Annotated in this window: 22 protein-coding genes and 1 other RNA gene; 15 read left to right on the top strand and 8 right to left on the bottom strand. The window is 55.6% G+C overall.

Features of this window, described 5'->3' with window-relative positions:
* Nucleotides 1-4: 4 nt before the first annotated feature.
* Nucleotides 5-805 (bottom strand): MetQ/NlpA family ABC transporter substrate-binding protein, encoded by an 801-nt coding sequence (locus ROR01S_RS19495; RefSeq protein ID WP_064359810.1) that lies wholly within the window; start codon nt 803-805, stop codon nt 5-7.
* A 226-nt stretch (nt 806-1031) separates the two neighbouring features.
* On the opposite strand from ROR01S_RS19495, the gene ROR01S_RS19490 reads away from it, so the two are divergent.
* The 4 genes from ROR01S_RS19490 (at nt 1032) to selO (ending at nt 4437) form a co-directional block, all read left to right on the top strand.
* Nucleotides 1032-1583: a glutathione peroxidase gene (locus ROR01S_RS19490; RefSeq protein ID WP_004863334.1), complete on the top strand. Its 552-nt coding sequence runs from the start codon at nt 1032-1034 to the stop codon at nt 1581-1583.
* On the top strand, nt 1583-2332 hold the full coding sequence (btuD, locus tag ROR01S_RS19485; RefSeq protein ID WP_004863331.1) for a vitamin B12 ABC transporter ATP-binding protein BtuD: 750 nt from the start codon (nt 1583-1585) through the stop codon (nt 2330-2332). The genes ROR01S_RS19490 and btuD overlap by 1 nt, the downstream gene beginning before the upstream one ends.
* Before the next feature lie 81 nt (nt 2333-2413).
* Entirely contained in the window at nt 2414-2878 is a 465-nt protein-coding gene (locus tag ROR01S_RS19480) for an NlpC/P60 family protein (protein WP_004863328.1), read from the top strand.
* Between the two features lie 116 nt (nt 2879-2994).
* Nucleotides 2995-4437, top strand: a complete 1443-nt coding sequence (gene selO, locus ROR01S_RS19475) for a protein adenylyltransferase SelO (RefSeq protein WP_015584107.1) — start codon at nt 2995-2997, stop codon at nt 4435-4437.
* A 41-nt stretch (nt 4438-4478) separates the two neighbouring features.
* On the opposite strand, the gene hemP is transcribed toward selO, so the two are convergent.
* From hemP to ppsR, 3 genes are all read right to left on the bottom strand, one after another.
* Nucleotides 4479-4658, bottom strand: coding sequence for a hemin uptake protein HemP (gene hemP, locus ROR01S_RS19470; RefSeq protein ID WP_046852335.1), 180 nt, complete (start codon nt 4656-4658; stop codon nt 4479-4481).
* 165 nt (nt 4659-4823) lie between these two features.
* On the bottom strand, nt 4824-5870 hold the full coding sequence (gene aroH, locus ROR01S_RS19465) for a 3-deoxy-7-phosphoheptulonate synthase AroH (RefSeq protein ID WP_004863320.1): 1047 nt from the start codon (nt 5868-5870) through the stop codon (nt 4824-4826).
* Nucleotides 5871-6025: 155 nt separating this feature from the next.
* Complete coding sequence (gene ppsR, locus ROR01S_RS19460; protein WP_004863318.1) at nt 6026-6859, bottom strand: posphoenolpyruvate synthetase regulatory kinase/phosphorylase PpsR; 834 nt, start codon at nt 6857-6859, stop codon at nt 6026-6028.
* Between the two features lie 340 nt (nt 6860-7199).
* Here ppsR and ppsA point away from each other — a divergent pair, with 340 nt between their 5' ends.
* Entirely contained in the window at nt 7200-9578 is a 2379-nt protein-coding gene (ppsA, locus tag ROR01S_RS19455) for a phosphoenolpyruvate synthase (RefSeq protein WP_064359809.1), read from the top strand.
* A 131-nt stretch (nt 9579-9709) separates the two neighbouring features.
* Here the strand turns inward: ppsA and rprA are convergent.
* Nucleotides 9710-9817, bottom strand: an RNA gene (rprA, locus tag ROR01S_RS19450) — antisense sRNA RprA.
* Nucleotides 9818-9989: 172 nt separating this feature from the next.
* Nucleotides 9990-11114 (bottom strand): AI-2E family transporter YdiK, encoded by a 1125-nt coding sequence (gene ydiK, locus ROR01S_RS19445; RefSeq protein WP_064359808.1) that lies wholly within the window; start codon nt 11112-11114, stop codon nt 9990-9992.
* Nucleotides 11115-11484: 370 nt separating this feature from the next.
* On the opposite strand from ydiK, the gene ydiJ reads away from it, so the two are divergent.
* Together ydiJ and menI are read left to right on the top strand one after the other, a co-directional pair.
* On the top strand, nt 11485-14541 hold the full coding sequence (ydiJ, locus tag ROR01S_RS19440; protein WP_064359807.1) for a D-2-hydroxyglutarate dehydrogenase YdiJ: 3057 nt from the start codon (nt 11485-11487) through the stop codon (nt 14539-14541).
* Complete coding sequence (gene menI, locus ROR01S_RS19435; RefSeq protein WP_004863303.1) at nt 14538-14948, top strand: 1,4-dihydroxy-2-naphthoyl-CoA hydrolase; 411 nt, start codon at nt 14538-14540, stop codon at nt 14946-14948. The genes ydiJ and menI overlap by 4 nt, the downstream gene beginning before the upstream one ends.
* Nucleotides 14949-15024: 76 nt before the next feature.
* Here menI and ROR01S_RS19430 read toward each other — a convergent pair whose 3' ends face one another.
* Nucleotides 15025-15213, bottom strand: a complete 189-nt coding sequence (locus ROR01S_RS19430; protein WP_004863298.1) for a YegP family protein — start codon at nt 15211-15213, stop codon at nt 15025-15027.
* 166 nt (nt 15214-15379) lie between these two features.
* On the opposite strand from ROR01S_RS19430, the gene ROR01S_RS19425 reads away from it, so the two are divergent.
* Nucleotides 15380-15628: a GlsB/YeaQ/YmgE family stress response membrane protein gene (locus ROR01S_RS19425; protein ID WP_004863295.1), complete on the top strand. Its 249-nt coding sequence runs from the start codon at nt 15380-15382 to the stop codon at nt 15626-15628.
* Nucleotides 15629-15791: 163 nt separating this feature from the next.
* On the opposite strand, the gene ROR01S_RS19420 is transcribed toward ROR01S_RS19425, so the two are convergent.
* Nucleotides 15792-16109: a hypothetical protein gene (locus tag ROR01S_RS19420; protein ID WP_044351870.1), complete on the bottom strand. Its 318-nt coding sequence runs from the start codon at nt 16107-16109 to the stop codon at nt 15792-15794.
* A gap of 767 nt (nt 16110-16876) precedes the next feature.
* On the opposite strand from ROR01S_RS19420, the gene sufA reads away from it, so the two are divergent.
* The 7 genes from sufA to ldtE all read left to right on the top strand — a co-directional run bounded on the left by sufA (nt 16877) and on the right by ldtE (nt 23513).
* Nucleotides 16877-17254 (top strand): Fe-S cluster assembly scaffold SufA, encoded by a 378-nt coding sequence (sufA, locus tag ROR01S_RS19415; RefSeq protein ID WP_064359806.1) that lies wholly within the window; start codon nt 16877-16879, stop codon nt 17252-17254.
* Nucleotides 17255-17256: 2 nt separating this feature from the next.
* On the top strand, nt 17257-18744 hold the full coding sequence (gene sufB, locus ROR01S_RS19410; RefSeq protein ID WP_015584111.1) for a Fe-S cluster assembly protein SufB: 1488 nt from the start codon (nt 17257-17259) through the stop codon (nt 18742-18744).
* A 31-nt stretch (nt 18745-18775) separates the two neighbouring features.
* Nucleotides 18776-19522 carry a Fe-S cluster assembly ATPase SufC gene (sufC, locus tag ROR01S_RS19405; protein WP_004863281.1) on the top strand — a complete coding sequence of 249 codons (747 nt, stop codon included), beginning with the start codon at nt 18776-18778 and terminating at the stop codon, nt 19520-19522.
* Nucleotides 19497-20771, top strand: a complete 1275-nt coding sequence (sufD, locus tag ROR01S_RS19400) for a Fe-S cluster assembly protein SufD (RefSeq protein WP_004863278.1) — start codon at nt 19497-19499, stop codon at nt 20769-20771. The genes sufC and sufD overlap by 26 nt, the downstream gene beginning before the upstream one ends.
* A complete protein-coding gene (gene sufS / locus ROR01S_RS19395; RefSeq protein WP_004863275.1) occupies nt 20768-21988 on the top strand; it encodes a cysteine desulfurase SufS in 1221 nt (406 codons plus the stop codon). Before sufD ends, sufS begins: the two co-directional genes overlap by 4 nt.
* Nucleotides 21989-21999: 11 nt before the next feature.
* Entirely contained in the window at nt 22000-22416 is a 417-nt protein-coding gene (gene sufE, locus ROR01S_RS19390) for a cysteine desulfuration protein SufE (protein WP_004863272.1), read from the top strand.
* 98 nt (nt 22417-22514) lie between these two features.
* Nucleotides 22515-23513: a L,D-transpeptidase LdtE gene (gene ldtE / locus ROR01S_RS19385; protein ID WP_048024815.1), complete on the top strand. Its 999-nt coding sequence runs from the start codon at nt 22515-22517 to the stop codon at nt 23511-23513.
* Nucleotides 23514-23521: the final 8 nt, after the last annotated feature.

The following is a 23521-nucleotide window of genomic DNA, read 5'->3' as shown; positions in this document are numbered from 1 at the left end:
GAGCTTACCAGCCTTTGATCGCATCGCCTTTGTATACTTCCATGGCTTTATCGGCGACTTCTTTGGTCTGGAAGGCCTCTTTCAACTGCTGAATCTTTTTACTGTCTTTATTCTCTTCACGTGAAACGATGGCATTCACATACGGAGAGTCCGGTCCTTCCATAAATAAACCATCGCGGGCCGCGGAAAGACCTGCCTGCGCGGAGAAGTTGGTGTTAATAATCGACAGCGCGACGTTCGGATCGTCGAGAGTACGGGTCAGCTGCGGCGTATCGACTTCAACAATTTTCAAATGTTTCGGGTTGTCGATAATATCCAGCGACGTCGGCAGATAGCCCACGCCCTCTTTCAGTTTGATTAAGCCCTGCGCCTGCAGCAGGAGCAGGCTGCGGCCTAAGGTCGTGGTTTCGTTAGAGATAGATACCGTTGCGCCGTCCGGCAGCTCGTTGATATGTTTAATTTTGCGTGAATAAGCGGCAATCGGGAAGACGAACGTTTTGCCAACGATGGCAAAATTGTAGCCGCGCTCTTTGGACTGCGCCTCGAGATAGGGCAGCGTCTGGAAGGCGTTAGCATCGACGTCTTTATTATTTAACGCTTCATTTGGCAGTACGTAGTCATTGAAAGAGATAACCTCAACGTCGAGGTTGTATTTATCCTTCGCCACCTGCTCAACCACTTTCCAGATGGCTTCATCCGGTCCGGTGTTAATCGCCACCTTAACTTTGTTGTTATCGTCAGGAGAGCAGGCCGATAACAATACTACCGATGTGGCGATTAACACTGAGCTTAACAACTTTTTCATCTATAAAAACTCTCTCAAATTAGTCCATAACAAAAGGCTATTACATCCATTTAACACTGTACACTGAATTGTCTGCTGACCATATTGAGAGGAATTCATGTTAGCGGCGCGTACGGTGCGGTATTCCTGGCCGCCGATTAGACGTACAATGAGCGCCCGTGAATCCGCTACAGTAGATAGGGATCACCTTAAATCAGAAACCCGTTTTATGGACGGAGGGAAGGCTATGCAACACGATATTCTGAATACTGAAGTCACCACGATTGATGGTCAAAAAACGACGCTGGCGGACTATGCGGGTCGCGTTCTGCTGATTGTGAACGTGGCCTCAAAATGTGGTCTCACGCCGCAGTATGAGCAGCTGGAGACATTGCAAAAAGATCTCGGGCACGATGGGCTTACCGTGCTTGGCTTCCCTTGCAACCAGTTCCTGGGCCAGGAGCCTGGGAGCGAAGAGGAGATTAAGACGTTTTGTAGTACGACCTATGGCGTCACTTTCCCGCTGTTCAGCAAGGTAGACGTCAACGGTGAACATCGTCATCCGCTGTACCAGAAACTGGTTGAGGCCGCGCCGCAGGCCGTGGCGCCAGAAGGCAGCGGTTTCTACGAGCGTATGGCAAGCAAAGGCCGTGCGCCGGCCAACGTCGGCGACATTTTGTGGAATTTCGAAAAATTCCTGCTGGGCAAAGATGGCCAGGTTATCCAGCGCTTCTCGCCGGATATGACCCCGGACGATCCGCTGCTGGTTGCCGCCATTAAAGGGGCGTTAGCGAAATAATGCCGTTTCTGATGCAGCTGCGGAATGTCAAAGAAGCGGGGCGTCTGGCGCCGTTTAGCGCCCAGGTGCGTCCGGGTGAAATGGTCCATCTGGTAGGGCCAAACGGCGCAGGCAAAAGCACGCTGCTGATGCGAATGGCCGGTCTGACTGCGGGGCCCGGAGACGTTATTCTTAACGAACGTAAACTGGGCCAGTGGTCGGCACAGGAGCTGGCGCGTCACCGGGCCTACCTGAGCCAGCACCAGATGCCGCCTTTTGCCATGCCGGTATGGCACTATCTGTCGTTGCATCTGCAAAATGGTGGGCAAAGCGAACTGCTCGCCAGCGTTGCCGATAAGCTGGGCCTGAGCGATAAGCTCGGGCGCCAGGTGAATCATATTTCTGGCGGCGAGTGGCAGCGCGTACGCCTGGCGGCGGTCATTCTGCAGGTTCATCCGCTGGCGAATCCGGCGGGGCAGCTGCTGGTGCTGGATGAACCGATGAACAGTCTGGACGTGGCGCAGCAGGCGGCGCTAGATCGCGTTCTGGGTGAACTGTGCGAGGCGGGCGTGGCGGTAGTGATGAGCAGTCACGATCTTAACCATACCCTGCGACACGCCCATCAATCCTGGCTTATCTGCCGGGGGCAGGCCATTGCCTGCGGTGAGACATCGGCAGTGTTAACCGAAGAAAACTTAACCGCGGCCTATGCGATTCCTTTTCAGCGCATCGCGGTTGCCGGTCATTTTATGCTCGTTGCGTCACAGTAGCACGAAGCACCCTTGCCAGTGCATTGATAAACCAGCTAAATTATCCTGACGAATTGATAAGGAACAGAGGAATCGTCTGAGATGCGTTTGTGGTTCATTTTATTGACGGCGCTATTTCTGGCTGGCTGCAGCAGCCACCGGGCGCCGCCGCCGAATCCGCGGCTTGCAGATTCCATTACCGTTATCGCGAACCTGAACGAACAGCTGCGTAACTGGCGGGGCGCGCCGTATCGCTATGGCGGTATGTCTCCGCGCGGGGTCGATTGTTCCGGATTTGTCCTCATGACCTTCCGCGATAAGTTTGCCCTACAGCTGCCGCGTGAAACTCGCGATCAGGCAGAGATTGGCACTAAAATTGATAAAAGTGAGTTGTTGCCGGGGGATCTGGTCTTTTTCAAAACCGGGTCCGGCGACAGCGGTCTGCATGTGGGCATCTACGATACCGACAATCAGTTTATCCATGCATCGACCAGCCAGGGCGTGACGCGTTCCTCCCTGGATAACGTCTACTGGAATAAGAAGTTCTGGCAGGCCCGCAGGATATAGCGACGGACGTCGTGGCGAAGGGGAAGCACTGGCTTCCCTTTTTTTATGTCGATAACCCTGCGTTTCTCCCGTGTTAATACCTTGTTGAAGGCACTACACTGGAGAGAGGAGGAACCATGACCCTGTCTTTTACTACCCACTGGCGTGATGAACTGCCGGATTTCTATACCCCTTTAGCGCCCACTCCGCTGAAAAATGCCCGACTTATCTGGCACAATGCGCCGCTGGCGCAAACCCTGGGCATTCCCGAGGCGCTGTTTCATCCGGCGCAGGGCGCCGGCGTGTGGGGAGGCGAAACGCTGCTGCCGGGCATGTCGCCGCTGGCGCAGGTCTACAGCGGCCATCAGTTTGGCGCCTGGGCCGGCCAGCTTGGCGATGGCCGGGGGATTTTGCTTGCTGAACAGCAGCTGTCGGACGGCCGTCGTCTCGACTGGCATCTTAAAGGCGCCGGACTGACGCCCTATTCGCGAATGGGCGACGGGCGGGCGGTGCTACGTTCCACGATCCGCGAAAGTCTGGCCTCGGAGGCCATGCATGCGCTGGGGATCCCGACGACGCGCGCGCTCGCCATGGTCACCAGCGATACCCCCGTGCAACGCGAAACGCTGGAAAGCGGCGCGATGTTGATGCGTCTGGCCGAAAGCCACGTGCGCTTTGGCCATTTCGAACATTTTTATTATCGCCGTGAGCCGGAAAAGGTACAGCAGCTGGCCGACTACGTGATTCGTCATCATTGGCCGGAGCTGGTTGATGACGCTGATAAATATGTTCTATGGTTCCGTGACGTTGTCACGCGGACGGCGACGCTGATCGCCAGCTGGCAGACGGTTGGCTTCGCCCATGGGGTGATGAATACCGATAACATGTCGATTCTTGGGCTGACGATGGACTACGGCCCCTACGGCTTCCTGGACGACTTCAAACCCGATTTTATCTGCAACCACTCCGATTATCAGGGCCGCTACAGCTTTGAAAACCAGCCGGCGGTTGGCCTGTGGAATTTACAACGTCTCGCTCAGTCGCTGTCGCCGTTTATTGCGGTGGATGCGCTTAATGCCGCGCTGGATGACTACCAGCATGCTTTGCTGACGGTATACGGCCGCCGGATGCGCGATAAGCTGGGTCTGTTCACCCAGCAGAAAGGTGATAACGACCTGCTGGATGGGCTGTTCGCGCTGATGATACGGGAAGGCAGCGATTACACCCGGACTTTCCGGATGCTGAGCGTGAGTGAACAACACAGCGCGGCATCGCCGCTGCGCGATGAGTTCATCGATCGCGCGGCCTTCGATAGCTGGTTTGCAGGCTATCGCGCGCGCCTGCGCGATGAGCCGATCGACGATGCGCAACGCCAGCAACAGATGCAGAGCGTCAACCCGGCGCTGGTGTTACGAAACTGGCTGGCACAGCGGGCCATTGAGCAGGCGGAGCAAGGGGATATGAGCGAACTGGCGCGTCTGCATGAGGTATTAAGCCAGCCGTTTGCAGACCGGGACGATGAGTATATCAATCGTCCGCCCGACTGGGGAAGGCGTCTGGAAGTGAGTTGCTCCAGCTGATGTTACCCCGGACCTTCTCTGTGCTCGCGGGCGGAGAAGGTCTATTTAGTCAGAATCAGTTTCCCCGCATGGGTCTGGCGCAGTAAATAGCGCTGGCCACCATGCTCAATCACCACCCGGCCTTCAGCGCCGAGTAAGGTGCGGCTGTTGATCTTACGGTCCGTGGGAATGGGGTAAGGGGCATTGTCTTTTGTTTTTTCTGCTGTGGCAGTGTTATCCATACGCGTCATAGCACCAAATAAAAATAAAAGAAACAATGATAATCATTATCAATAATGTTAATTTTCACGGCAAGCGTTATTTGCGAAAACCCTGTTTTTTGGGGGGAGGCTGCGCCAGACTGCGCGGAAAGAATCTCCCCCACCACGACGTGGCGGGGGCAGGGACTACAGGCGGGTTGCGGTTGCCGCGGCCAGTTCGGCCAGCAAACGTTCGCTGTCTTCCCAGCTCAGGCAAGGATCGGTAATGGACTGGCCCCGCGTCAGCGGCTGCCCGGCAACCACCTTCTGCGTGCCTTCCTGCAGGAAGCTTTCGGCCATGATGCCGGCAATCGAAGTGGAGCCGGCGCGAATCTGCTGGCAGATATCGGCACACACCTCCAGCTGACGACGGTGCTGCTTCTGGCAGTTGCCGTGGCTGAAATCAACCACCAGCTGTTCCGGCAGATCAAATTCACGCAGCGCATCGCAGGCGGCGGCGATATCTTCAGCATGATAATTCGGCTGTTTACCGCCGCGCATGATGATATGGCCGTACGGGTTGCCGCTGGTCTGATAGATGGTCATCTGCCCCTGTTTATCCGGCGACAGGAACATATGGCTGGCGCGGGAGGCACGGATGGCATCGACGGCAATACGGGTATTACCATCGGTACCGTTTTTGAAGCCGACCGGACAGGAGAGCGCGGAGGCCATTTCCCGGTGGATCTGGCTTTCGGTGGTACGCGCGCCGATAGCGCCCCAGCTTATCAGGTCGGCAATAAACTGTCCGGTCACCATATCGAGAAATTCGGTGGCGGTGGGGACCCCCAGCTCGTTGACCTGCAGCAGCAGCCGACGTGCCAGCTCAAGACCGTGATTCACTCGATAGCTGCCGTTAAGGTCAGGATCCGAAATTAACCCTTTCCAGCCAACAACGGTACGCGGTTTTTCAAAGTAGGTACGCATGACGATTTCCAGCTGCGGCTGGTAGCGTTCACGCATCCCCTGCAGGCGGCGCGCGTAGTCCATCGCCGCGTCGGTATCATGAATGGAGCACGGTCCGATAATCACCAGCAGGCGGCGATCTTCACCGTTGAGGATCTTTTCAATCCGGCGGCGGGAAGCGGCAACGTGCGCCGCAACGTCGGCAGACACGGGATGCCGCTGCGCCAGTTCCGCGGGCGTCACCAGGCTTTCAATGCGCGCGGTACGCAATTCGTCTGTTTTATTCATTGGAGTCTCAAAAAATCTGTTTCTTCCGCGGCGAAAATGCCGGGAAGTGATGCGCATCACGATAAACCAATCTCTGCTTATTGCAAGGGCAGGTCATGATCCTGTATAGGCCACGGGCGATAGCATAAACAAATTTTCTCCAATGCACTAGTTCGTTAGTACATTCTTCGATTCAGCCCCATGATGTCCATGATTTTAGTCGCAATTTCTTCAACAGAATAATTGGTGCTATTCAGGCACGGAATTTTATTCTTGCGATACAGGGCCTCCACCTCGGTCACCTCCATGCGACACTGGCGCATCGATGCATAGCGGCTGTTTTCACGGCGTTCTTCGCGGATCGCGGCCAGCCGTTCCGGATTAATGGTTAAACCGAACAGCTTATGTTGTAAGGGTTTAAGCGAAGCCGGGAGGATCAGGTTGTCCATATCGTCGGCGATAAACGGGTAGTTTGCCGCGCGGATACCGTACTGCATCGCCAGGTAAAGACTGGTCGGGGTTTTGCCGCAGCGCGAGACGCCCAGCAAAATGACCTGTGCCTGATCGAGATTACGCAGCGAGATCCCGTCGTCATGGGCGAGGGTGTAATCAATCGCCGCAATACGTGCATCGTATTTGTTGAGGTTACCCGGCGTCAGGCCGTGGGTGCGGTGCGCGATGGGCGTCGGGTCGAGCCGCAGTTCCTGCTGAAGCGGAGCCACCAGAGCCTGCACGATATCCTGACAAAACCCCTCACTTTGCAAAATAATATCGCGAATTTCAGGGATAACGATGGAGTAGAACACCAGCGGGCGGATGCCGGTCTGCTGATAGATGGCGTCAATTTGTTCCTTTACTGCCCGCGCGCGGCTGATATTTTCGACGAACGGCAGCGTAAAACTGCTGATCGCGACCGGGAATTGCGACATCACCGCATGCCCCAGTACTTCGGCCGTAATGGCGGTACCGTCAGAAATATAAAATACGTGGCGATCTACAGCACTTTCCATTTTGACCATCCGGTATAATGAGTTTAATTATCTGAAAGCAGAAATTAAATTTAAGCATATCCCTTTAGGCTTTGTCTCACTTTTAAAATGAAACGGTATTTTTATTTTTAATGAAAAGGTCGGTTCAGTTTTCGATTTTGCCGGCATTTTGTATCTTATTGCAGCAGATTTCAGCAGAATCATTGGGTTAGCTATATCGGGAAAAGTATCCTAAAAAATGAAAAATAATTTGCTTGAACGATTCACCGTTTTTTTCAGCCGCATAAATATGTCAGGATAAATCCCGTAGTTGATCGTGAGTTTTTTATCACTGGTATTAAATCACAAAAGGATTGTCTCGATGTCCAACAATGGCTCGTCACCGCTGGTGCTTTGGTATAACCAACTCGGCATGAATGATGTAGACAGAGTTGGGGGCAAAAATGCCTCCCTTGGTGAAATGATTACGAATCTGTCCGGTATGGGTGTTTCCGTACCGAACGGCTTTGCCACCACCGCTGATGCCTTCAATCAGTTCCTGGACCAAAGCGGTGTAAACCAGCGCATTTATGAACTGCTGGATGAAACCGACATTGACGACGTTTCCGCATTAGCGAAAGCGGGCGCTCAGATCCGTCAGTGGATCATTGATACGCCGTTCCAGAGCGAACTGGAAGACGCCATTCGTGATGCCTATACACAGCTGTCCGCGGATAATGCCGAGGCCTCCTTTGCCGTCCGTTCCTCCGCCACGGCGGAAGATATGCCGGATGCCTCCTTCGCCGGGCAGCAAGAGACATTCCTCAACGTGCAGGGCTTCGATGCCGTGCTCGTCGCGGTGAAGCACGTGTTTGCTTCGCTGTTTAACGATCGCGCGATCTCCTATCGCGTGCATCAGGGTTATGACCACCGCGGCGTGGCGCTATCCGCCGGGGTACAAAGGATGGTGCGTTCCGACCTTGCCTCATCCGGCGTCATGTTCTCCATTGATACCGAGTCCGGCTTTGACCAGGTGGTATTTATTACCTCCGCCTGGGGCCTCGGGGAAATGGTGGTGCAGGGCGCGGTTAACCCGGATGAGTTCTATGTGCATAAACCGACGCTGGCGGCGGGTCGTCCGGCCATCGTGCGTCGCACCATGGGGTCGAAGAAGATCCGCATGATTTATGCCCCGACCCAGGAACACGGCAAGCAGGTGCGTATCGAAGACGTTCCGCAGGCGCAGCGCGATATTTTCTCGTTAACCAACGAGGAAGTGCAGGAGCTGGCGAAGCAGGCGGTACAGATTGAGAAGCACTACGGCCGTCCGATGGATATCGAATGGGCGAAAGATGGCCACACCGGTGAGCTGTTCATCGTCCAGGCCCGTCCAGAGACCGTCCGCTCGCGTGGCCAGGTGATGGAACGCTATACCCTGCATGCGCAAGGACAGATTGTGGCTGAAGGCCGCGCTATCGGTCATCGCATCGGTGCTGGCCCGGTAAAAGTGATTCACGATATCAGTGAAATGAACCGGATTGAGCCGGGCGATGTCCTGGTGACCGACATGACCGACCCGGACTGGGAACCGATCATGAAGAAAGCCTCGGCGATCGTCACCAACCGCGGCGGTCGTACCTGCCACGCGGCGATTATTGCCCGCGAGCTGGGGATTCCGGCGGTCGTTGGCTGCGGTGACGCGACCGATCGCATTCAGGAAAACCAGAATGTAACCGTCTCCTGTGCCGAAGGCGATACCGGCTACGTCTACGCCGAGCTGCTGGATTTCAGCATTAAGAGCTCAAGCGTGGGGGAAATGCCCGATCTGCCGCTGAAAATCATGATGAACGTCGGTAACCCGGATCGCGCATTTGATTTCGCTTGTCTGCCGAACGAAGGCGTTGGTCTGGCGCGTCTGGAGTTCATCATCAACCGTATGATTGGCGTTCACCCGCGCGCGCTGCTGGAGTTTGACGACCAGGAGCCGGCGCTGCAGAACGAAATCCGCGAGTTGATGAAAGGTTACGATTCCCCGAGAGAGTTTTACGTCGGTCGTCTGACCGAAGGGATTGCGACTCTCGGCGCGGCGTTCTATCCGAAGCGGGTAATCGTGCGTCTGTCCGACTTCAAATCTAACGAATACGCCAACCTGGTGGGCGGCGAGCGTTATGAGCCGGAAGAGGAGAACCCGATGCTCGGCTTCCGCGGTGCCGGTCGCTACGTCTCAGACAGCTTCCGCGATTGCTTCGCGCTGGAGTGCGAAGCGGTGAAGCGCGTGCGCAATGAGATGGGGCTGAGCAACGTCGAAATCATGGTGCCGTTTGTCCGCACCGTCGCCCAGGCGAAAGCGGTGGTAGAAGAGCTGGCGCGCCAGGGACTCAAGCGTGGCGAAAAAGGTCTGAAAATCATTATGATGTGTGAAATTCCATCGAATGCGCTGCTGGCCGAACAGTTCCTCGAGTACTTTGACGGCTTCTCTATCGGTTCAAACGATATGACTCAGCTGACGCTTGGCCTCGATCGTGACTCCGGCGTGGTTTCTGAGCTGTTTGATGAACGTAATGACGCGGTGAAAGCGCTGCTGTCGATGGCGATTCGCGCGGCGAAGAAGCAGGGTAAATACGTCGGTATTTGCGGCCAGGGGCCTTCTGACCACGAAGATTTTGCCGCATGGCTGATGGAAGAAGGGATTGATAGTCTGTCTCTGAACCCGGATACCGTGGTGCAGACCTGGCTTGGTCTGGCTGAACTGAATAAGTAAGCCCTCGCTTTACATTCCCCCAATCCCCGTCAGCAATGGCGGGGATTTTTTTATTTTCAGCGTCTGGCGACCGCTATTGACAGCCGTATGGGCAAACAAGAAAAAATAGCGGGCAGCTAGCGGAACCAGGTAAAAAAAAAAGCCCATCGTGGGAGATGGGCAAAGACTACACACAGCAATTCGTTGTTTCACTCAGGGGATTTCCATGCTTATAAATCAAGGTGTTGATCTATAACCGTGCCCTAATAGTAGACACAGCCTTTTTTGGCGTCGATCGGATTCATCTCAATAGTTAAACAGCTGTGAAGAATATGTCGATTGCGTAACATGAGAGAGGGAATAGTGGGGGAGAACGGTATTATTTTTATCAGTTTTTCTTATGATTAAGGCGGGTTTCCCCGCCTTAATTTTTTACTTTTCGCTGTTGATATTACTGACGTTTAACGCTTCAAGTTCCGCCAGTACCTGAGCGGGATCTTTCGGCGGCGGCGGCACCTCCTGCAGCCAGGCATCAAACAGGCGCCAGGAGACGGCGAGCAGCACCGGGCCGATAAACAGGCCAATCATTCCGAAGGCGATCAGCCCGCCGATAACGCCGGAGAGAATCAGGATCATCGGCAGGTCGGCGCCCATACGAATCAGCACCGGGCGGATAACGTTATCCATGGTCCCCACCACGCAGCTCCATACCAGCAGCACCGTGCCCCAGGTGGTATCTCCGCTCCAGTAGAGCCAGATAATCGAGGGGATCAAGACAAGCAATGGCCCCAGCTGTACCAGACAGGTGAAGATCATGACCACGGTCAGCAGCGCGGCGTAAGGGACGCCGCTAATCGCCAGACCAATCCCTCCGAACACCGCCTGAACCAGCGCAGTCACCACCACGCCCAGCGCCACGGCGCGAATGGCCTGACCGGCCAGCAGGACCGCCGCATCGCCGCGTTTTGCCGCCAGACGCGTTGCGAAGTAACGGAATCCGTAGGCGACTTTCTCACCCTGCCAGTACAGCAGGGCGCTGAACAACAGCATCAGCCCGCAATAGACCAGCAGTTTGCCGATATGCGCCGCCTGACCGACGAACCAGGTCGTGGTGGTGCCGATATAGGGACGGATTTTGGCCATAATGGCCGCACCGCCCATATCCAGCAGACCGTGCCAGGCCGCGTAGAGCTTGTCGCCAATCAGCGGAACGCTATTGAGCCAGGCGAAATCCGGCAGCGTGACATTCCCGGTGGAGATAAGTTTTATCAGCGGAATGCTGTTATCTACCAGGCTATTCACCAGCAGCGCAATCGGGATGACGAACAGTAAAAACAGCAGCACGGTCATGACCAGCACGGCGAGGGCGCGTTTACCGAACAGCAAACGCTGCAGACGCAGCAGAACGGGCCAGGTGGCGATGACGACGGTGCCAGCCCAGGCGAAGGACAGAATAAAGGGTTGCACCACCCACAGGCAGGAGATAATTATCAGGGATAAGAACAGTACCGACAGCAGTATTTGCGGTATATCCCGGGGTTGGCGATCGTTAATCATAGAGAAATTTTACCTTTCCAGTCGCGTCAAAATGCTGACGCCGCGTAAATCCATATACTGATAATAATATCAATAATTTCACGGGCCTGATTTTGCACATAAATCTCGTGGGCGCATATGAAAAAAATGTGATAAAAAGTTGACTGCGCCACGCAATCGTTTAGTTATCCATAGACAAAATCATCCGGATGCATCGAGTCGGCGACAGACTCCCGGCTCTCAGGCTATTTTTGCCCGCCGTGGTGGACGTGGTTTACATTGCCCGCAAGGGTCAGCTTCACGCAAGGATTCGGCAGCAAATGCGCCAACAAGAGGCAGTCTGAAGGATGACATCACTACAACACAACATAGTCAGGCAGGGTCAAGCATTATGATCCCACAAATTTCTCAAGCACCAGGCGTCGTTCAACTGGTATTGACTTTTTTGCAGGTACTGGAGCAACAAGGATTTACCGGCGATACCGCCACTAGCTATGCCGACAGGCTAACGATGGCGACAGATAACAGCGTTTATCAACTGTTGCCGGATGCCATTTTATTTCCCCGCTCGACGGCCGATGTCGTCCTGCTGGCGCGGCTTGCCGCCGAAGATCGCTTCAAATCGCTGGTCTTTACCCCGCGCGGGGGCGGCACCGGCACCAACGGCCAGTCGCTGAATGCGGGAATCATCGTCGATATGTCCCGCCATATGAACCGCATACTCGAAATCAACCCGGAAGAGGGATGGGTTCGTGTCGAAGCAGGCGTAATTAAAGATCAGCTGAACCAGTATCTTAAGCCGTACGGTTACTTTTTTGCCCCGGAGCTTTCCACCAGCAACCGCGCCACTCTGGGCGGGATGATCAATACCGATGCCTCCGGCCAGGGGTCATTGGTTTATGGCAAAACTTCAGACCATGTTCTCGGCGTTCGTTCGGTGCTGATGGGCGGCGATATTCTCGATACCCAGGCGATGCCCGTCGCTCTGGCGGAGACACTGAGCCGGGAACAGTCGGCGATTGGGCGGATTTACCGAACGGTATATCAGCGTTGCAAAGCGCAACGTCAGCTCATTATCGATAAATTTCCAAAACTTAACCGCTTCCTGACCGGATATGATCTGCGCCACGTCTTTAATGATGACATGAGCGAGTTCGATCTGACCCGTATTCTCACCGGTTCGGAAGGGACGCTGGCCTTTATCACCGAAGCGCGTCTCGATATTACCCGTCTGCCGAAAGTTCGCCGTCTGGTGAATATCAAATACGATTCGTTTGATTCCGCGCTGCGCAACGCGCCGTTTATGGTCGAGGCGAAAGCGCTGTCGGTGGAAACCGTCGATTCAAAAGTCCTTAACCTGGCGCGCGAAGATATCGTCTGGCATTCGGTCAGTGAGCTGATTACCGATGTCCCGGATAAAGAGATGCTGGGGCTGAATATCGTCGAATTTGCCGGCGATGACGCGGCGCTTATCGACAACCAGGTGACCACGCTGTGTCAGCGCCTTGATGAGCTGATTGCCGCCAGCGAAGCGGGCGTCATCGGTTGGCAGGTCTGTAACGAACTGGACGGCGTTGAGCGCATCTACGCGATGCGTAAAAAAGCGGTGGGGCTGCTGGGGAATGCCAAAGGTGCCGCCAAGCCGATTCCCTTTGCGGAAGATACCTGCGTGCCGCCGGAACATCTGGCCGATTACATCGTTGAGTTTCGTGCGCTGCTCGACAGCCACGGCCTGAGCTACGGCATGTTTGGCCACGTAGACGCCGGCGTTCTGCACGTGCGTCCGGCGCTGGATATGTGCGATCCGCAGCAAGAAGTGCTGATGAAACAAATTTCCGACGAGGTCGTGGCGCTGACCGCCAAATATGGCGGCCTGCTGTGGGGGGAACACGGCAAAGGCTTCCGCGCCGAGTACAGTCCGGCATTCTTTGGCGAAGAACTTTATGGCGAGCTGCGAAAAGTCAAAGCGGCGTTCGATCCGCACAACCGTCTTAATCCGGGGAAAATCTGTCCGCCGGAAGGCGTAGATGCGCCGATGATGAAAGTGGATGCCGTGAAGCGCGGCACCTGGGATCGGCAGATTCCGATTGCGGTGCGCAGCGCATGGCGTGGCGCGATGGAGTGTAACGGTAACGGCCTGTGCTTTAACTTTGATGTTAAAAGCCCGATGTGCCCGTCGATGAAGGTCAGCAATCATCGTATCCACTCGCCGAAAGGGCGCGCAACGCTGGTGCGCGAGTGGCTGCGCCTGCTGGCGGATCGCGGCATCGATCCCAATCAGCTGGAAAAAGATCTGCCGGAAAAACGCGCCAGCCTGCGTACGCTGGTGGCGCGGACCCGCAACAGCTGGCACGCGCGCAAGGGGGAATATGACTTCTCCCATGAGGTCAAAGAGGCGATGTCCGGCTGTCTGGCCTGTAAAGCGTGCTCTACCCAATGCCCGATTAAAATCGATGTGCCGGAATTCCGCTCGCGCTTCCTGCAGCTTTACCACAGCCGCTATTTGCGGCCGGTTCGCGATCATCTGGTGGCAACGGTGGAATCCTATGCGCCGCTGATGGCTCAGGCGCCGAAGACGTTTAACTTCTTTATTAACCAGCCGTGGATGCGCAAGCTGTCAGAGAAGCACATCGGGATGGTGGATCTGCCGCTGCTCTCGACGCCGTCGCTGAAGCAGAGGATGGTGGGACATCGCTCGGCAAACATGACGCTGGAGCAGCTGGAAACGCTCAGCGCTGAGCAGAAAGTCAAAATGGTGCTGGTGGTGCAGGATCCGTTCACCAGCTATTACGACGCGCAGGTGGTGGCCGATTTTGTGCGCCTGGTTGAAAAAGTGGGCTACCAGCCGGTACTGCTGCCGTTCTCGCCAAACGGCAAGGCGCAGCATATCAAAGGGTTCCTCACGCGCTTTGCGCGTACGGCGCAGAAAACCGCAGATTTTCTCAACCGTGTGGCGCAGCTGGGGATGCCGATGGTTGGCGTCGATCCGGCGCTGGTGCTGTGCTATCGCGATGAGTACAACCAGGTTCTGGGGGACAAACGCGGCGATTTCCGCGTGATGCTGGTGCACGAGTGGCTGCCACAGGCGTTGCCGGAAGCTCGCGAGCAGGAGAATGGTGGCGAAGCGTGGTATCTGTTTGGTCACTGTACGGAAGTCACGGCGCTGCCCGCGGCGCCGAAGCAGTGGGCCGAGATTTTTGCGCGCTTTGGCGCGAAACTGGAAAACGTCAGCGTGGGCTGTTGTGGGATGGCCGGAACCTACGGTCATGAGGTAAAAAACCACGCCAACTCGCTGGATATCTACGCGCTTTCCTGGCAACAGGCGATCCAGCGTTTACCGCGCAACCGGTGCCTGGTGACCGGATATTCCTGTCGCAGTCAGGTGAAGCGCATTGAAGGCAGCGGTGTTCGTCATCCGCTGCAGGCGCTGCTGGAGATTATTGGATGATTTGGAAACGTCAGACAACGCTGGAACAGCTTAACCGCATGGGCGAAGGCAATATGGTCGGGCTGCTGGATATTCATTTTGATAGCTTCACCGATGAGACCATCGAAGCCACCATGCCGGTGGATAGCCGCACGCACCAGCCGTTTGGTCTGCTACATGGTGGAGCATCGGTGGTACTGGCGGAAACGCTGGGCTCGGTTGCCGGCTATTTGTGCAGTGAAGGCGAGCAAAAGGTGGTAGGGCTGGAGGTCAATGCCAACCACATTCGCTCGGTGCGCGGTGGCCGGGTCAGAGGCGTCTGTAAAGCGCTGCATGTCGGATCGCGCCATCAGGTGTGGCAGATTGAAATCTTCGATGAACAGGGGCGCCTGTGCTGCTCTTCGCGCCTGACCACGGCGGTAGTCTGAGATAGCTACCGCGGGCTGAGATTCTACTTGTCCAAATATATGGGGGAATATATTTCCCCCATATATTCAGCAGATTTTATTGTGTTTCATCCTTAATCGTTTCGCTGGGACCATTCTTCTGCACCGAGGCAATTCCTTTTTTCGCCGCCTCCTTCGAGGAATACATTTCACTGGTGGCGATGGTTTCATGGTTATCCGCTTTTAGCAGGAAATACCATGGCTGGGAAACGCTTTTCTCGGATTTTTTAATAACGTAATAGCCCATTGTTAACTCCTTTGTGCATTAGCATCGACATCATGATATGTAGACCATCGCGGCTTATACAGCAAGCTATCGGCGCTAAAAATATAATTCATGAATTGTTCACGCTACTTATGCTACTATTTTAAGTACGAAATACTTATGTGTAACCAAGAGGACGGAGTTAACTATGGGTATCATTTCCTGGATCATTTTTGGTCTTATTGCCGGTATTTTGGCTAAGTGGATTATGCCAGGCAAAGACGGCGGCGGGTTTATCGTCACTATCGTTCTGGGTGTCATTGGTGCGGTTGTAGGTGGTTGGATCAGTACGTTCTTTGGCTTCGGCAAGGTCGACGGCTTTAATTTTGGCAGCTTTGTCGTGGCGGTAATTGGTGCATTAGTGGTACTGTTTATCTACAGAAAGATTAAGAGTTAATATACCGTCATCATACCCGCATCCTCATTGCCGTCGGTGGTGAGGATATAGATATTGAGCACGAAAGAAGACGCAAAATAAAAGCTGCCACGTTCACTGGCAGCTTTTTTTATGAGGCTGACATCAGCCGCTCAAGGCTACCGGTATATGACCCCAGGATAACTCAGGGCATATCGGGAGCGGGAACGACTTCCACGCGCACTTCATAATGTTTTGCGCTACCTGTCGGGATCAGTGCGGTCAGTTTATTAATGGTCTCAACCGGGTTATCGGTGGCAACCGTTGCAGAGAATAATACCGGTTTTCTCGGCGGGAATGGCGGCAGAGGCATAGGCATTGGACCACGCCCTTGCGGCATGTCCATCACCGGCTGTCCGGCACTATTACCGGCGGGAGCAGGGCCGTCATTTTTATCTGCCGCAAATGCGCTGGCCGCGACAATTGACGCGGTGGCTAACAGAGCAATGATTGTTCCTTTCATCTTCGTTACCTCGTTGGAATGTGGCTGGAATCTTAGAGGCAAGGTCATTGACGAACAATCCCACGGCGGGCGAATCCTCCAAAACTCCTCATTTCATAACGAATGTGAAGCTCCGGCGTGGCAGGCAGGGTTTGTGGCTGGCTTAGTTCAGCAGTACGCTCATCACCAGCAGTACCACCATGCACATCGACATAATACTGATATCTATCATCCTGTACGGACAAACTCCAGGTAAGCAGTGCCTCCGACACAGGGCCGAAAACTGTAGGAAATTTAGGCGGGAATTGTACATCAATTTACCAGTAGAGAAAAAACCTTTATTCCTGGTTTTTGTCCGAATTTAACATGATAACCGCTTCGCTTTACCGGATAACAAATAGCCATCCAGAAGGATGGTTATAGATAATGCTAAAGGGGTAGATCCGATAGCGCCTTGTCGTCGTCCGGTACAAATAACAAGCTATTGATTTGACAGTAAGTGCTACGGATGCTGAATGGACTCTTTTCGATTTCAAAAATAGGTATTTCCGATGCACCTTTCCCATTGCCCGCCATACCTCCGCAAAACACTAAATAACTTATTATTTATCAATATATTAAATTACAAAATAGTCACCTGATAACCTGCGGGGGAGGGTCTATGCTTATAAAAAGCGAGATAAAAGGGTTCGCAAGGGGAATATCCCTTCTCCGGCTGGGTTGAAGTGATAATCGTTATCATTAACATGGTCGTATGCCCTTATGGCGCTAACCAATGAGGTAGAGCGATGGAATTAGATACAGGAACCTTCAATCCCGATGAATTTAGCTGGCGGGGTCTGATGATGACCCCAACGGCAGCCGCCCATATTCGCGATCTGGTGAGTCAACAGCCCGATAAGCAGGGGTTGCGTCTGGGGATCAAAACCAGCGGCTGCGCCGGGTTTGGTTACGTACTCGAGTTGATTGCCGAGCCGGCAGAAGACGACCTGCTGTTTGAGCGCGACGGGGCGAAACTCTGGGCACCGCTGCAGGCTATGCCGTTTATCGATGGGACGGAGCTGGATTATGTTCGGGAAGGATTAAATGAAATCTTTAAGTTTCATAACCCGAAAGCACAGCACGAATGTGGCTGCGGCGAAAGCTTTGGGGTTCAGGCGGAGTAACTATGTCTCGTAATACTGAAGCAACTGACGATGTCAAAACCTGGTCCGACGGGCCGCTCAATTATAAAGAAGGCTTTTTTACCCGCTTAAAGACCGATGAGCTGGCGAAAGGCATCAACGAAGAGGTGGTGCGCGCCATTTCCGCCCGCCGCAACGAGCCCGAGTGGATGCTCGAATTCCGGCTAAAGGCATATCACGCCTGGCTGGAGATGGAGGAGCCGCACTGGTTGAAAGCGCATTATGAAAAGCTCAACTACCAGGATTACAGCTATTACTCGGCGCCGTCCTGCGGTAACTGCGACGACACCTGCGCTTCTGAGCCTGGTGCGGTGCAGCAAACCGGCCCCGGCGCCTATCTGACTCAGGAAGTCGAAGAGGCCTTTAACCTGCTGGGCGTGCCGGTACGCGAAGGGCGTGAAGTCGCGGTTGATGCGATTTTCGACTCCGTCTCGGTAGCGACAACCTACCGGGAAAAACTGGCGGAGCAGGGGATTATTTTCTGTTCGTTTGGTGAAGCGATCCACGACCACCCGGAGCTGGTGAAGCAATATCTTGGCACCGTGGTGCCGGGGAATGACAACTTTTTTGCCGCCCTCAACGCGGCGGTAGCTTCTGACGGTACCTTTATCTACGTGCCAAAAGGAGTGCGCTGCCCGATGGAGCTGTCGACCTATTTCCGCATTAATGCGGAAAAAACCGGCCAGTTCGAACGTACCATTCTGGTGGCCGATGAAGGCAGCTATGTCAGCTATATCGAAGGGTGTTCTGCCCCGGTGCGCGACAGCTATCAGCTGCATGCGGCGGTGGTCGAGGTGATTATTCACAAAGATGCCGAAGTGAAATATTCCACGGTGCAGAACTGGTTCCCCGGAGATAACAACACCGGCGGGATTTTGAATTTCGTCACCAAACGCGCGCTGTGCGAAGGTGAAAACAGCAAGATGTCATGGACGCAGTCAGAAACGGGGTCCGCCATCACCTGGAAGTATCCGAGCTGCATTCTGCGCGGCGATAACTCCATCGGCGAATTTTTCTCCGTGGCGCTGACCAGCGGGCACCAGCAGGCAGACACCGGCACCAAGATGATCCACATCGGCAAAAACACCCGCTCGACGATTATCTCGAAAGGGATCTCCGCCGGGAAAAGCCAGAACAGCTACCGTGGGCTGGTCAAAATTATGCCGACGGCTACTAACGCGCGTAACTTCACCCAATGTGACTCGATGCTGATTGGGCCGGACTGCGGGGCGCACACTTTCCCGTACGTGGAGTGTCGCAACGACAGCGCGCAGCTGGAGCACGAAGCCACCACTTCGCGGATCGGCGAAGACCAGTTGTTCTACTGCCTGCAGCGCGGCATCAGCGAAGACAATGCCATCTCGATGATCGTCAACGGCTTCTGTAAAGATGTCTTCTCGGAGCTGCCGCTGGAGTTTGCCGTCGAAGCGCAAAAACTGCTGGCTATCAGTCTGGAACACAGCGTCGGCTAAGCGCCAGGCTTTACGAATTAAGGGAAATGAGATGTTAAGTATCAAAAACTTGCAGGTCGCCGTTGAAGACAAAGAGATCCTGCGCGGATTGAATCTGGAAATCCGCCCTGGCGAAGTGCACGCCATTATGGGGCCGAACGGCTCCGGCAAAAGCACGCTTTCTGCAACGCTTGCCGGGCGCGAGGACTATGAGGTCGTCGGCGGTAGCGTGGAGTTCAAAGGCAAAGATTTGCTCAGCCTGGCGCCGGAAGACCGCGCCGGTGAAGGCATTTTTATGGCCTTCCAGTACCCGGTAGAGATTCCCGGCGTCAGCAACCAGTTCTTCCTGCAGACCGCGCTGAATTCGGTGCGCGACTATCGCGGCCAGGAAGAGTTAGACCGTTTCGATTTCCAGGATCTGATGGAAGAGAAAATTAAGCTGCTGAAGATGCCGGAGGATTTGCTGACCCGTTCGGTGAACGTGGGCTTCTCCGGCGGTGAAAAGAAGCGCAACGATATCCTGCAAATGGCCGTGCTGGAGCCGGACCTGTGCATTCTTGATGAATCGGATTCCGGGCTGGATATTGACGCCCTGAAGATCGTCTCTGACGGCGTCAACGCGCTGCGCGACGGCAAGCGCGCATTTATTATCGTCACCCACTATCAGCGTATTCTCGACTATATCAAGCCTGATTACGTCCACGTGCTCTATCAGGGGAGAATCGTCAAATCCGGCGATTTTACCCTGGTCAAACAACTGGAGGAGCAGGGCTATGGCTGGCTTACCGAACAGCAGTAACGCGCTGCAGCAGTGGCATCATCTGTTTGAGGCGCTGGGGGAACGGCGAACGCCTGAAGCCCGTCGGCATCTCCAGCAGGTCCTGCGCCTCGGTTTGCCGACGCGCAAACATGAAGACTGGAAATATACGCCGCTGGATACACTGAACAAAGGCACATTTGTCGCGCTTCCGCCGGGTACCTTAACGGCAACAGAGCGCGATCAACGGGCGCTGTCGGTGGATGCCTGGCGGCTGGTGTTCATCGACGGGCAGTTCAGCGAGACGTTAAGCGACAACCTGGCCGGCAGCGGCTACGACGTCAGCGTGGCGGACGATCGTCAGGGATTGCCTGACGCGGTGCAGCCGGAAGTGTTCCTGCATCTCACGGAGAGCCTTGCTCAGACGGTGACGCGAATCCGCGTAAAACGCCATCAGCGGCCCGCTAAGCCGCTGCTGCTGATGCATGTGACGCGTGGAGGAACGGGCGACGACCTGAACACCGCGCACTATCGCCATCATCTTGAGCTGGAGAGCGGCGCCGAGGCGACGATTATCGAGCACTATCTGAGCCTGGATGAACAGCGCCACTTTACCGGCGCGCGTCTGACGATGTCGGTGGCGGATAATGCCCATCTGCAGCATATCAAACTGGCGTTCGAAAATGCGCAGAGCAACCACTTTGCCCACAACGATCTCGCGCTGGGCCGCGACGCTTCGGCCTTCAGCAGTAGCTTCCTGCTTGGCGGCGCGGTATTGCATCACCGCACCAGTACCCAGCTGCTGGGGGAGAACAGCACCCTACGGATCAACTCCCTGGCGATGCCAGTCAACAATGAGGTCTGCGACAGCCGAACCTGGCTCGATCATCGCGTTGGCTACTGTAATAGCCGCCAGCTGCATAAGACCATCGTCAGCGATAAAGGGCGGGCGGTGTTTAACGGTCTGATTAATGTCGCGAAGCACGCAATTAAAACCGACGGTCAGATGACCAACAATAATTTGCTGCTGGGGCGCCTGGCTGAAGTGGACACCAGGCCGCAGCTGGAAATTTATGCCGACGACGTCAAGTGTAGCCACGGCGCCACCATCGGGCGCATCGACAACGAACAGCTGTTCTATCTTCGTTCTCGCGGCATTCCCTACCGGGCGGCGCAGCATATGATCCTGTACGCTTTCGCCGCCGAGCTGACGGAGGCGATTGGCGATGAGACGCTCAGGGCGCAGATTCTGGCGCGTATTGGCCAACGTCTACCGGGAGAAAAAGCATGACATTTTCTGTTGAACGGATACGCGCGGATTTTCCGTTGCTTAGCCGGGAGGTCAACGGTCAGCCGCTGGTCTATCTCGACAGCGCCGCCAGCGCGCAAAAACCAGAGGCGGTGATTCGCGCCGAGGCGGAGTTTTATCGCCACGGCTATGCCGCCGTCCATCGCGGTATCCATACGCTGAGCGCAGAGGCGACGGCGCGGATGGAACAGGTACGTCAGCAGGCGGCGAGGTTCCTGAATGCCCGCTCAGCGGAAGAGCTGGTCTTCGTCCGGGGGACCACCGAAGGGATCAATCTGGTGGCCAATAGCTGGGGGAACGCCAACGTCGGCGCCGGCGATAACATCATCATCAGCGCCATGGAGCACCACGCGAACATCGTCCCCTGGCAGATGCTCTGTGCCCGGGTGGGCGCCGAGCTGCGGGTTATCCCGCTCACTCCGGACGGCACCCTGCAGCTGGATGCCATTCCGGCGCTGTTTGATGAGCGGACCCGCCTGCTGGCCATTACCCAGGTCTCCAACGTGCTGGGGACGGAGAACCCGCTGGCGGCCTTGATTCCGCTCGCCCGCCAGTATGGAGCGAAAGTGCTGGTGGACGGGGCGCAGGCGGTGATGCACCACGCGGTGGATGTGCAGGCGCTGGACTGCGATTTTTATGTTTTCTCCGGCCACAAGCTGTACGGCCCGACCGGGATTGGCATTCTGTATGTCAAAGAGGCGTTGCTGCAGGAGATGCCGCCGTGGGAAGGGGGCGGGTCGATGATTGCCACCGTCAGTCTGACCGAAGGGACGACCTGGGCGAAAGCGCCGTGGCGCTTCGAGGCGGGCACGCCCAATACCGGCGGGATTATCGGCTTTGGCGCCGCGCTGGAGTATGTCAGCGCGCTGGGGCTGGCGCACATTGGCGAATATGAACAGACGCTCATGCGCTACGCTTTGCAGGCGCTGAAGGCGGTGCCGGATTTGACCCTCTATGGCCCTGACGAGCGCCTGGGGGTGATTGCTTTTAACCTTGGCGCACATCATGCCTACGACGTGGGCAGCTTCCTGGATAATTACGGTATTGCCATCCGCACCGGCCACCATTGCGCGATGCCGCTAATGGCGTTTTACAACGTACCGGCCATGTGTCGGGCTTCGTTGGCGATGTACAATACCACGGAAGAGGTGGATCGCCTGGTCGCAGGACTGCAGCGCATCCACACGCTATTGGGCTAAAGGAAGCAATCATGGCGGCATTACCGGATAAAGACAAACTGCTGCGCAACTTTAGTCGTTGCGCGAACTGGGAAGAGAAGTACCTCTATATTATCGAACTCGGCCAGCGGCTGGCGCCGCTGAGCGCCGAAGAGCATACCGCGCAAAACATCATTCAGGGCTGCCAGAGCCAGGTGTGGATCGTGGTAGAACAAGGCGAAAACGGAGGGCTGTCGCTGCGCGGCGATAGCGATGCGGCGATTGTCAAAGGGCTGATTGCCGTGGTCTTTATCCTCTACGACCAGATGACGGCCAAGGATATCACCGACTTTGACGTACGGCCGTGGTTTGAAAAAATGGCGCTGACCCAGCATCTTACCCCTTCGCGATCTCAGGGCCTGGAAGCCATGATTCGCGCAATTCGCGCGAAAGCCGCAAATCTTAGCTAGAATAAACAGGTAGATTTCATTCTGTTACGTCAGGCCGGAGATGATGCCGGCCCGACGGCAGATCCTGGCGTTTTATCAGCGAAAGAAGGAATCTCAGTATGAAACGCGCATCTCTTATCACCGTAGCGCTTCTGACAGCCCTTAGCGTCTCACACGGCGCCTGGGCGGTAGATTACCCACTTCCCCCGGCGAACAGTAGGCTCATTGGCCAGAATCAATGGTGGACGGTACAGGAAGGGGATCGCAATCTGCAGGCGATTGCCCGCCATTTCGACACGGCGGCGATGCTGATTCTCGAAGCTAACGACACCCTCGCACCGGTGGAGCCGAAACCCGGGACTCAGGTATTAATTCCTTCACAGATGCTGCTGCCGGATGTGCCCCGGGAAGGTATCGTTGTGAACCTGGCGGAACTGCGGCTGTACTACTTCCCGCCGGGACAGAACCAGGTTCAGGTTTATCCGCTGGGTATTGGTCAGCAAGGGCTGGAGACGCCGGAGATGACCACGCGCGTCGGGCAGAAGATCCCCAATCCGACCTGGACGCCGACAGCGGGCATCCGCGCGCGTTCGCTGGAGAAGGGCATCAAGCTGCCGCCCGTGGTGCCGGCCGGGCCGAACAACCCGTTAGGGCGCTATGCGCTGCGTCTGGCGTACGGCAACGGCGAGTACCTTATCCACGGTACCAGCGCGCCGGATAGCGTTGGCCTGCGGGTCAGCTCGGGCTGTATGCGCATGAACGCCGCGGACATCCAGGCGCTGTTTAGTCAGGTCAAAACGGGGACGCCGGTTCGCGTTATCAACCAGCCGGTGAAATTTGCGATTGAGCCGGACGGTAAACGCTATGTCGAAGTGCATCGGCCTCTGACGCAGGATGAAGCGGGCGACACCCGTACGATCCCGCACACGCTGCCAGCGGCCTTCCATCAGTTTGCCGGAGATAAGACCGTAGACGATGCGCAGCTTAAGAAAGCGCTGTCCCGACGTGCGGGCTATCCGGTGGTCGTCTCCACGGGCAATGAGGCGGCGAGCGGCGCAGCGCTATCGACGATGTCTGTGCAGAATGGCGCGATGGACGAAGCGAAAAGAGTGCAGTAGCGCGAGGC

It is taken from the genome of Klebsiella ornithinolytica NBRC 105727 = ATCC 31898, from assembly GCF_001598295.1.
In the GTDB taxonomy this organism is placed as follows: Bacteria; Pseudomonadota; Gammaproteobacteria; order Enterobacterales; family Enterobacteriaceae; genus Klebsiella; species Klebsiella ornithinolytica.
This window is presented reverse-complemented; position numbering and strand designations above follow the sequence as displayed.

What these genes read in the sequence shown, in the direction of transcription:
- ROR01S_RS19495 (WP_064359810.1), bottom strand. Translation starts at nt 805, where the DNA reads ATGAAAAAGTTGTTAAGCTCAGTGTTAATCGCCACATCGGTAGTATTG.
- ROR01S_RS19490 (WP_004863334.1), top strand. Translation starts at nt 1,032, where the DNA reads ATGCAACACGATATTCTGAATACTGAAGTCACCACGATTGATGGTCAA.
- btuD (WP_004863331.1), top strand. Translation starts at nt 1,583, where the DNA reads ATGCCGTTTCTGATGCAGCTGCGGAATGTCAAAGAAGCGGGGCGTCTG.
- ROR01S_RS19480 (WP_004863328.1), top strand. Translation starts at nt 2,414, where the DNA reads ATGCGTTTGTGGTTCATTTTATTGACGGCGCTATTTCTGGCTGGCTGC.
- selO (WP_015584107.1), top strand. Translation starts at nt 2,995, where the DNA reads ATGACCCTGTCTTTTACTACCCACTGGCGTGATGAACTGCCGGATTTC.
- hemP (WP_046852335.1), bottom strand. Translation starts at nt 4,658, where the DNA reads ATGGATAACACTGCCACAGCAGAAAAAACAAAAGACAATGCCCCTTAC.
- aroH (WP_004863320.1), bottom strand. Translation starts at nt 5,870, where the DNA reads ATGAATAAAACAGACGAATTGCGTACCGCGCGCATTGAAAGCCTGGTG.
- ppsR (WP_004863318.1), bottom strand. Translation starts at nt 6,859, where the DNA reads ATGGAAAGTGCTGTAGATCGCCACGTATTTTATATTTCTGACGGTACC.
- ppsA (WP_064359809.1), top strand. Translation starts at nt 7,200, where the DNA reads ATGTCCAACAATGGCTCGTCACCGCTGGTGCTTTGGTATAACCAACTC.
- ydiK (WP_064359808.1), bottom strand. Translation starts at nt 11,114, where the DNA reads ATGATTAACGATCGCCAACCCCGGGATATACCGCAAATACTGCTGTCG.
- ydiJ (WP_064359807.1), top strand. Translation starts at nt 11,485, where the DNA reads ATGATCCCACAAATTTCTCAAGCACCAGGCGTCGTTCAACTGGTATTG.
- menI (WP_004863303.1), top strand. Translation starts at nt 14,538, where the DNA reads ATGATTTGGAAACGTCAGACAACGCTGGAACAGCTTAACCGCATGGGC.
- ROR01S_RS19430 (WP_004863298.1), bottom strand. Translation starts at nt 15,213, where the DNA reads ATGGGCTATTACGTTATTAAAAAATCCGAGAAAAGCGTTTCCCAGCCA.
- ROR01S_RS19425 (WP_004863295.1), top strand. Translation starts at nt 15,380, where the DNA reads ATGGGTATCATTTCCTGGATCATTTTTGGTCTTATTGCCGGTATTTTG.
- ROR01S_RS19420 (WP_044351870.1), bottom strand. Translation starts at nt 16,109, where the DNA reads ATGAAAGGAACAATCATTGCTCTGTTAGCCACCGCGTCAATTGTCGCG.
- sufA (WP_064359806.1), top strand. Translation starts at nt 16,877, where the DNA reads ATGGAATTAGATACAGGAACCTTCAATCCCGATGAATTTAGCTGGCGG.
- sufB (WP_015584111.1), top strand. Translation starts at nt 17,257, where the DNA reads ATGTCTCGTAATACTGAAGCAACTGACGATGTCAAAACCTGGTCCGAC.
- sufC (WP_004863281.1), top strand. Translation starts at nt 18,776, where the DNA reads ATGTTAAGTATCAAAAACTTGCAGGTCGCCGTTGAAGACAAAGAGATC.
- sufD (WP_004863278.1), top strand. Translation starts at nt 19,497, where the DNA reads ATGGCTGGCTTACCGAACAGCAGTAACGCGCTGCAGCAGTGGCATCAT.
- sufS (WP_004863275.1), top strand. Translation starts at nt 20,768, where the DNA reads ATGACATTTTCTGTTGAACGGATACGCGCGGATTTTCCGTTGCTTAGC.
- sufE (WP_004863272.1), top strand. Translation starts at nt 22,000, where the DNA reads ATGGCGGCATTACCGGATAAAGACAAACTGCTGCGCAACTTTAGTCGT.
- ldtE (WP_048024815.1), top strand. Translation starts at nt 22,515, where the DNA reads ATGAAACGCGCATCTCTTATCACCGTAGCGCTTCTGACAGCCCTTAGC.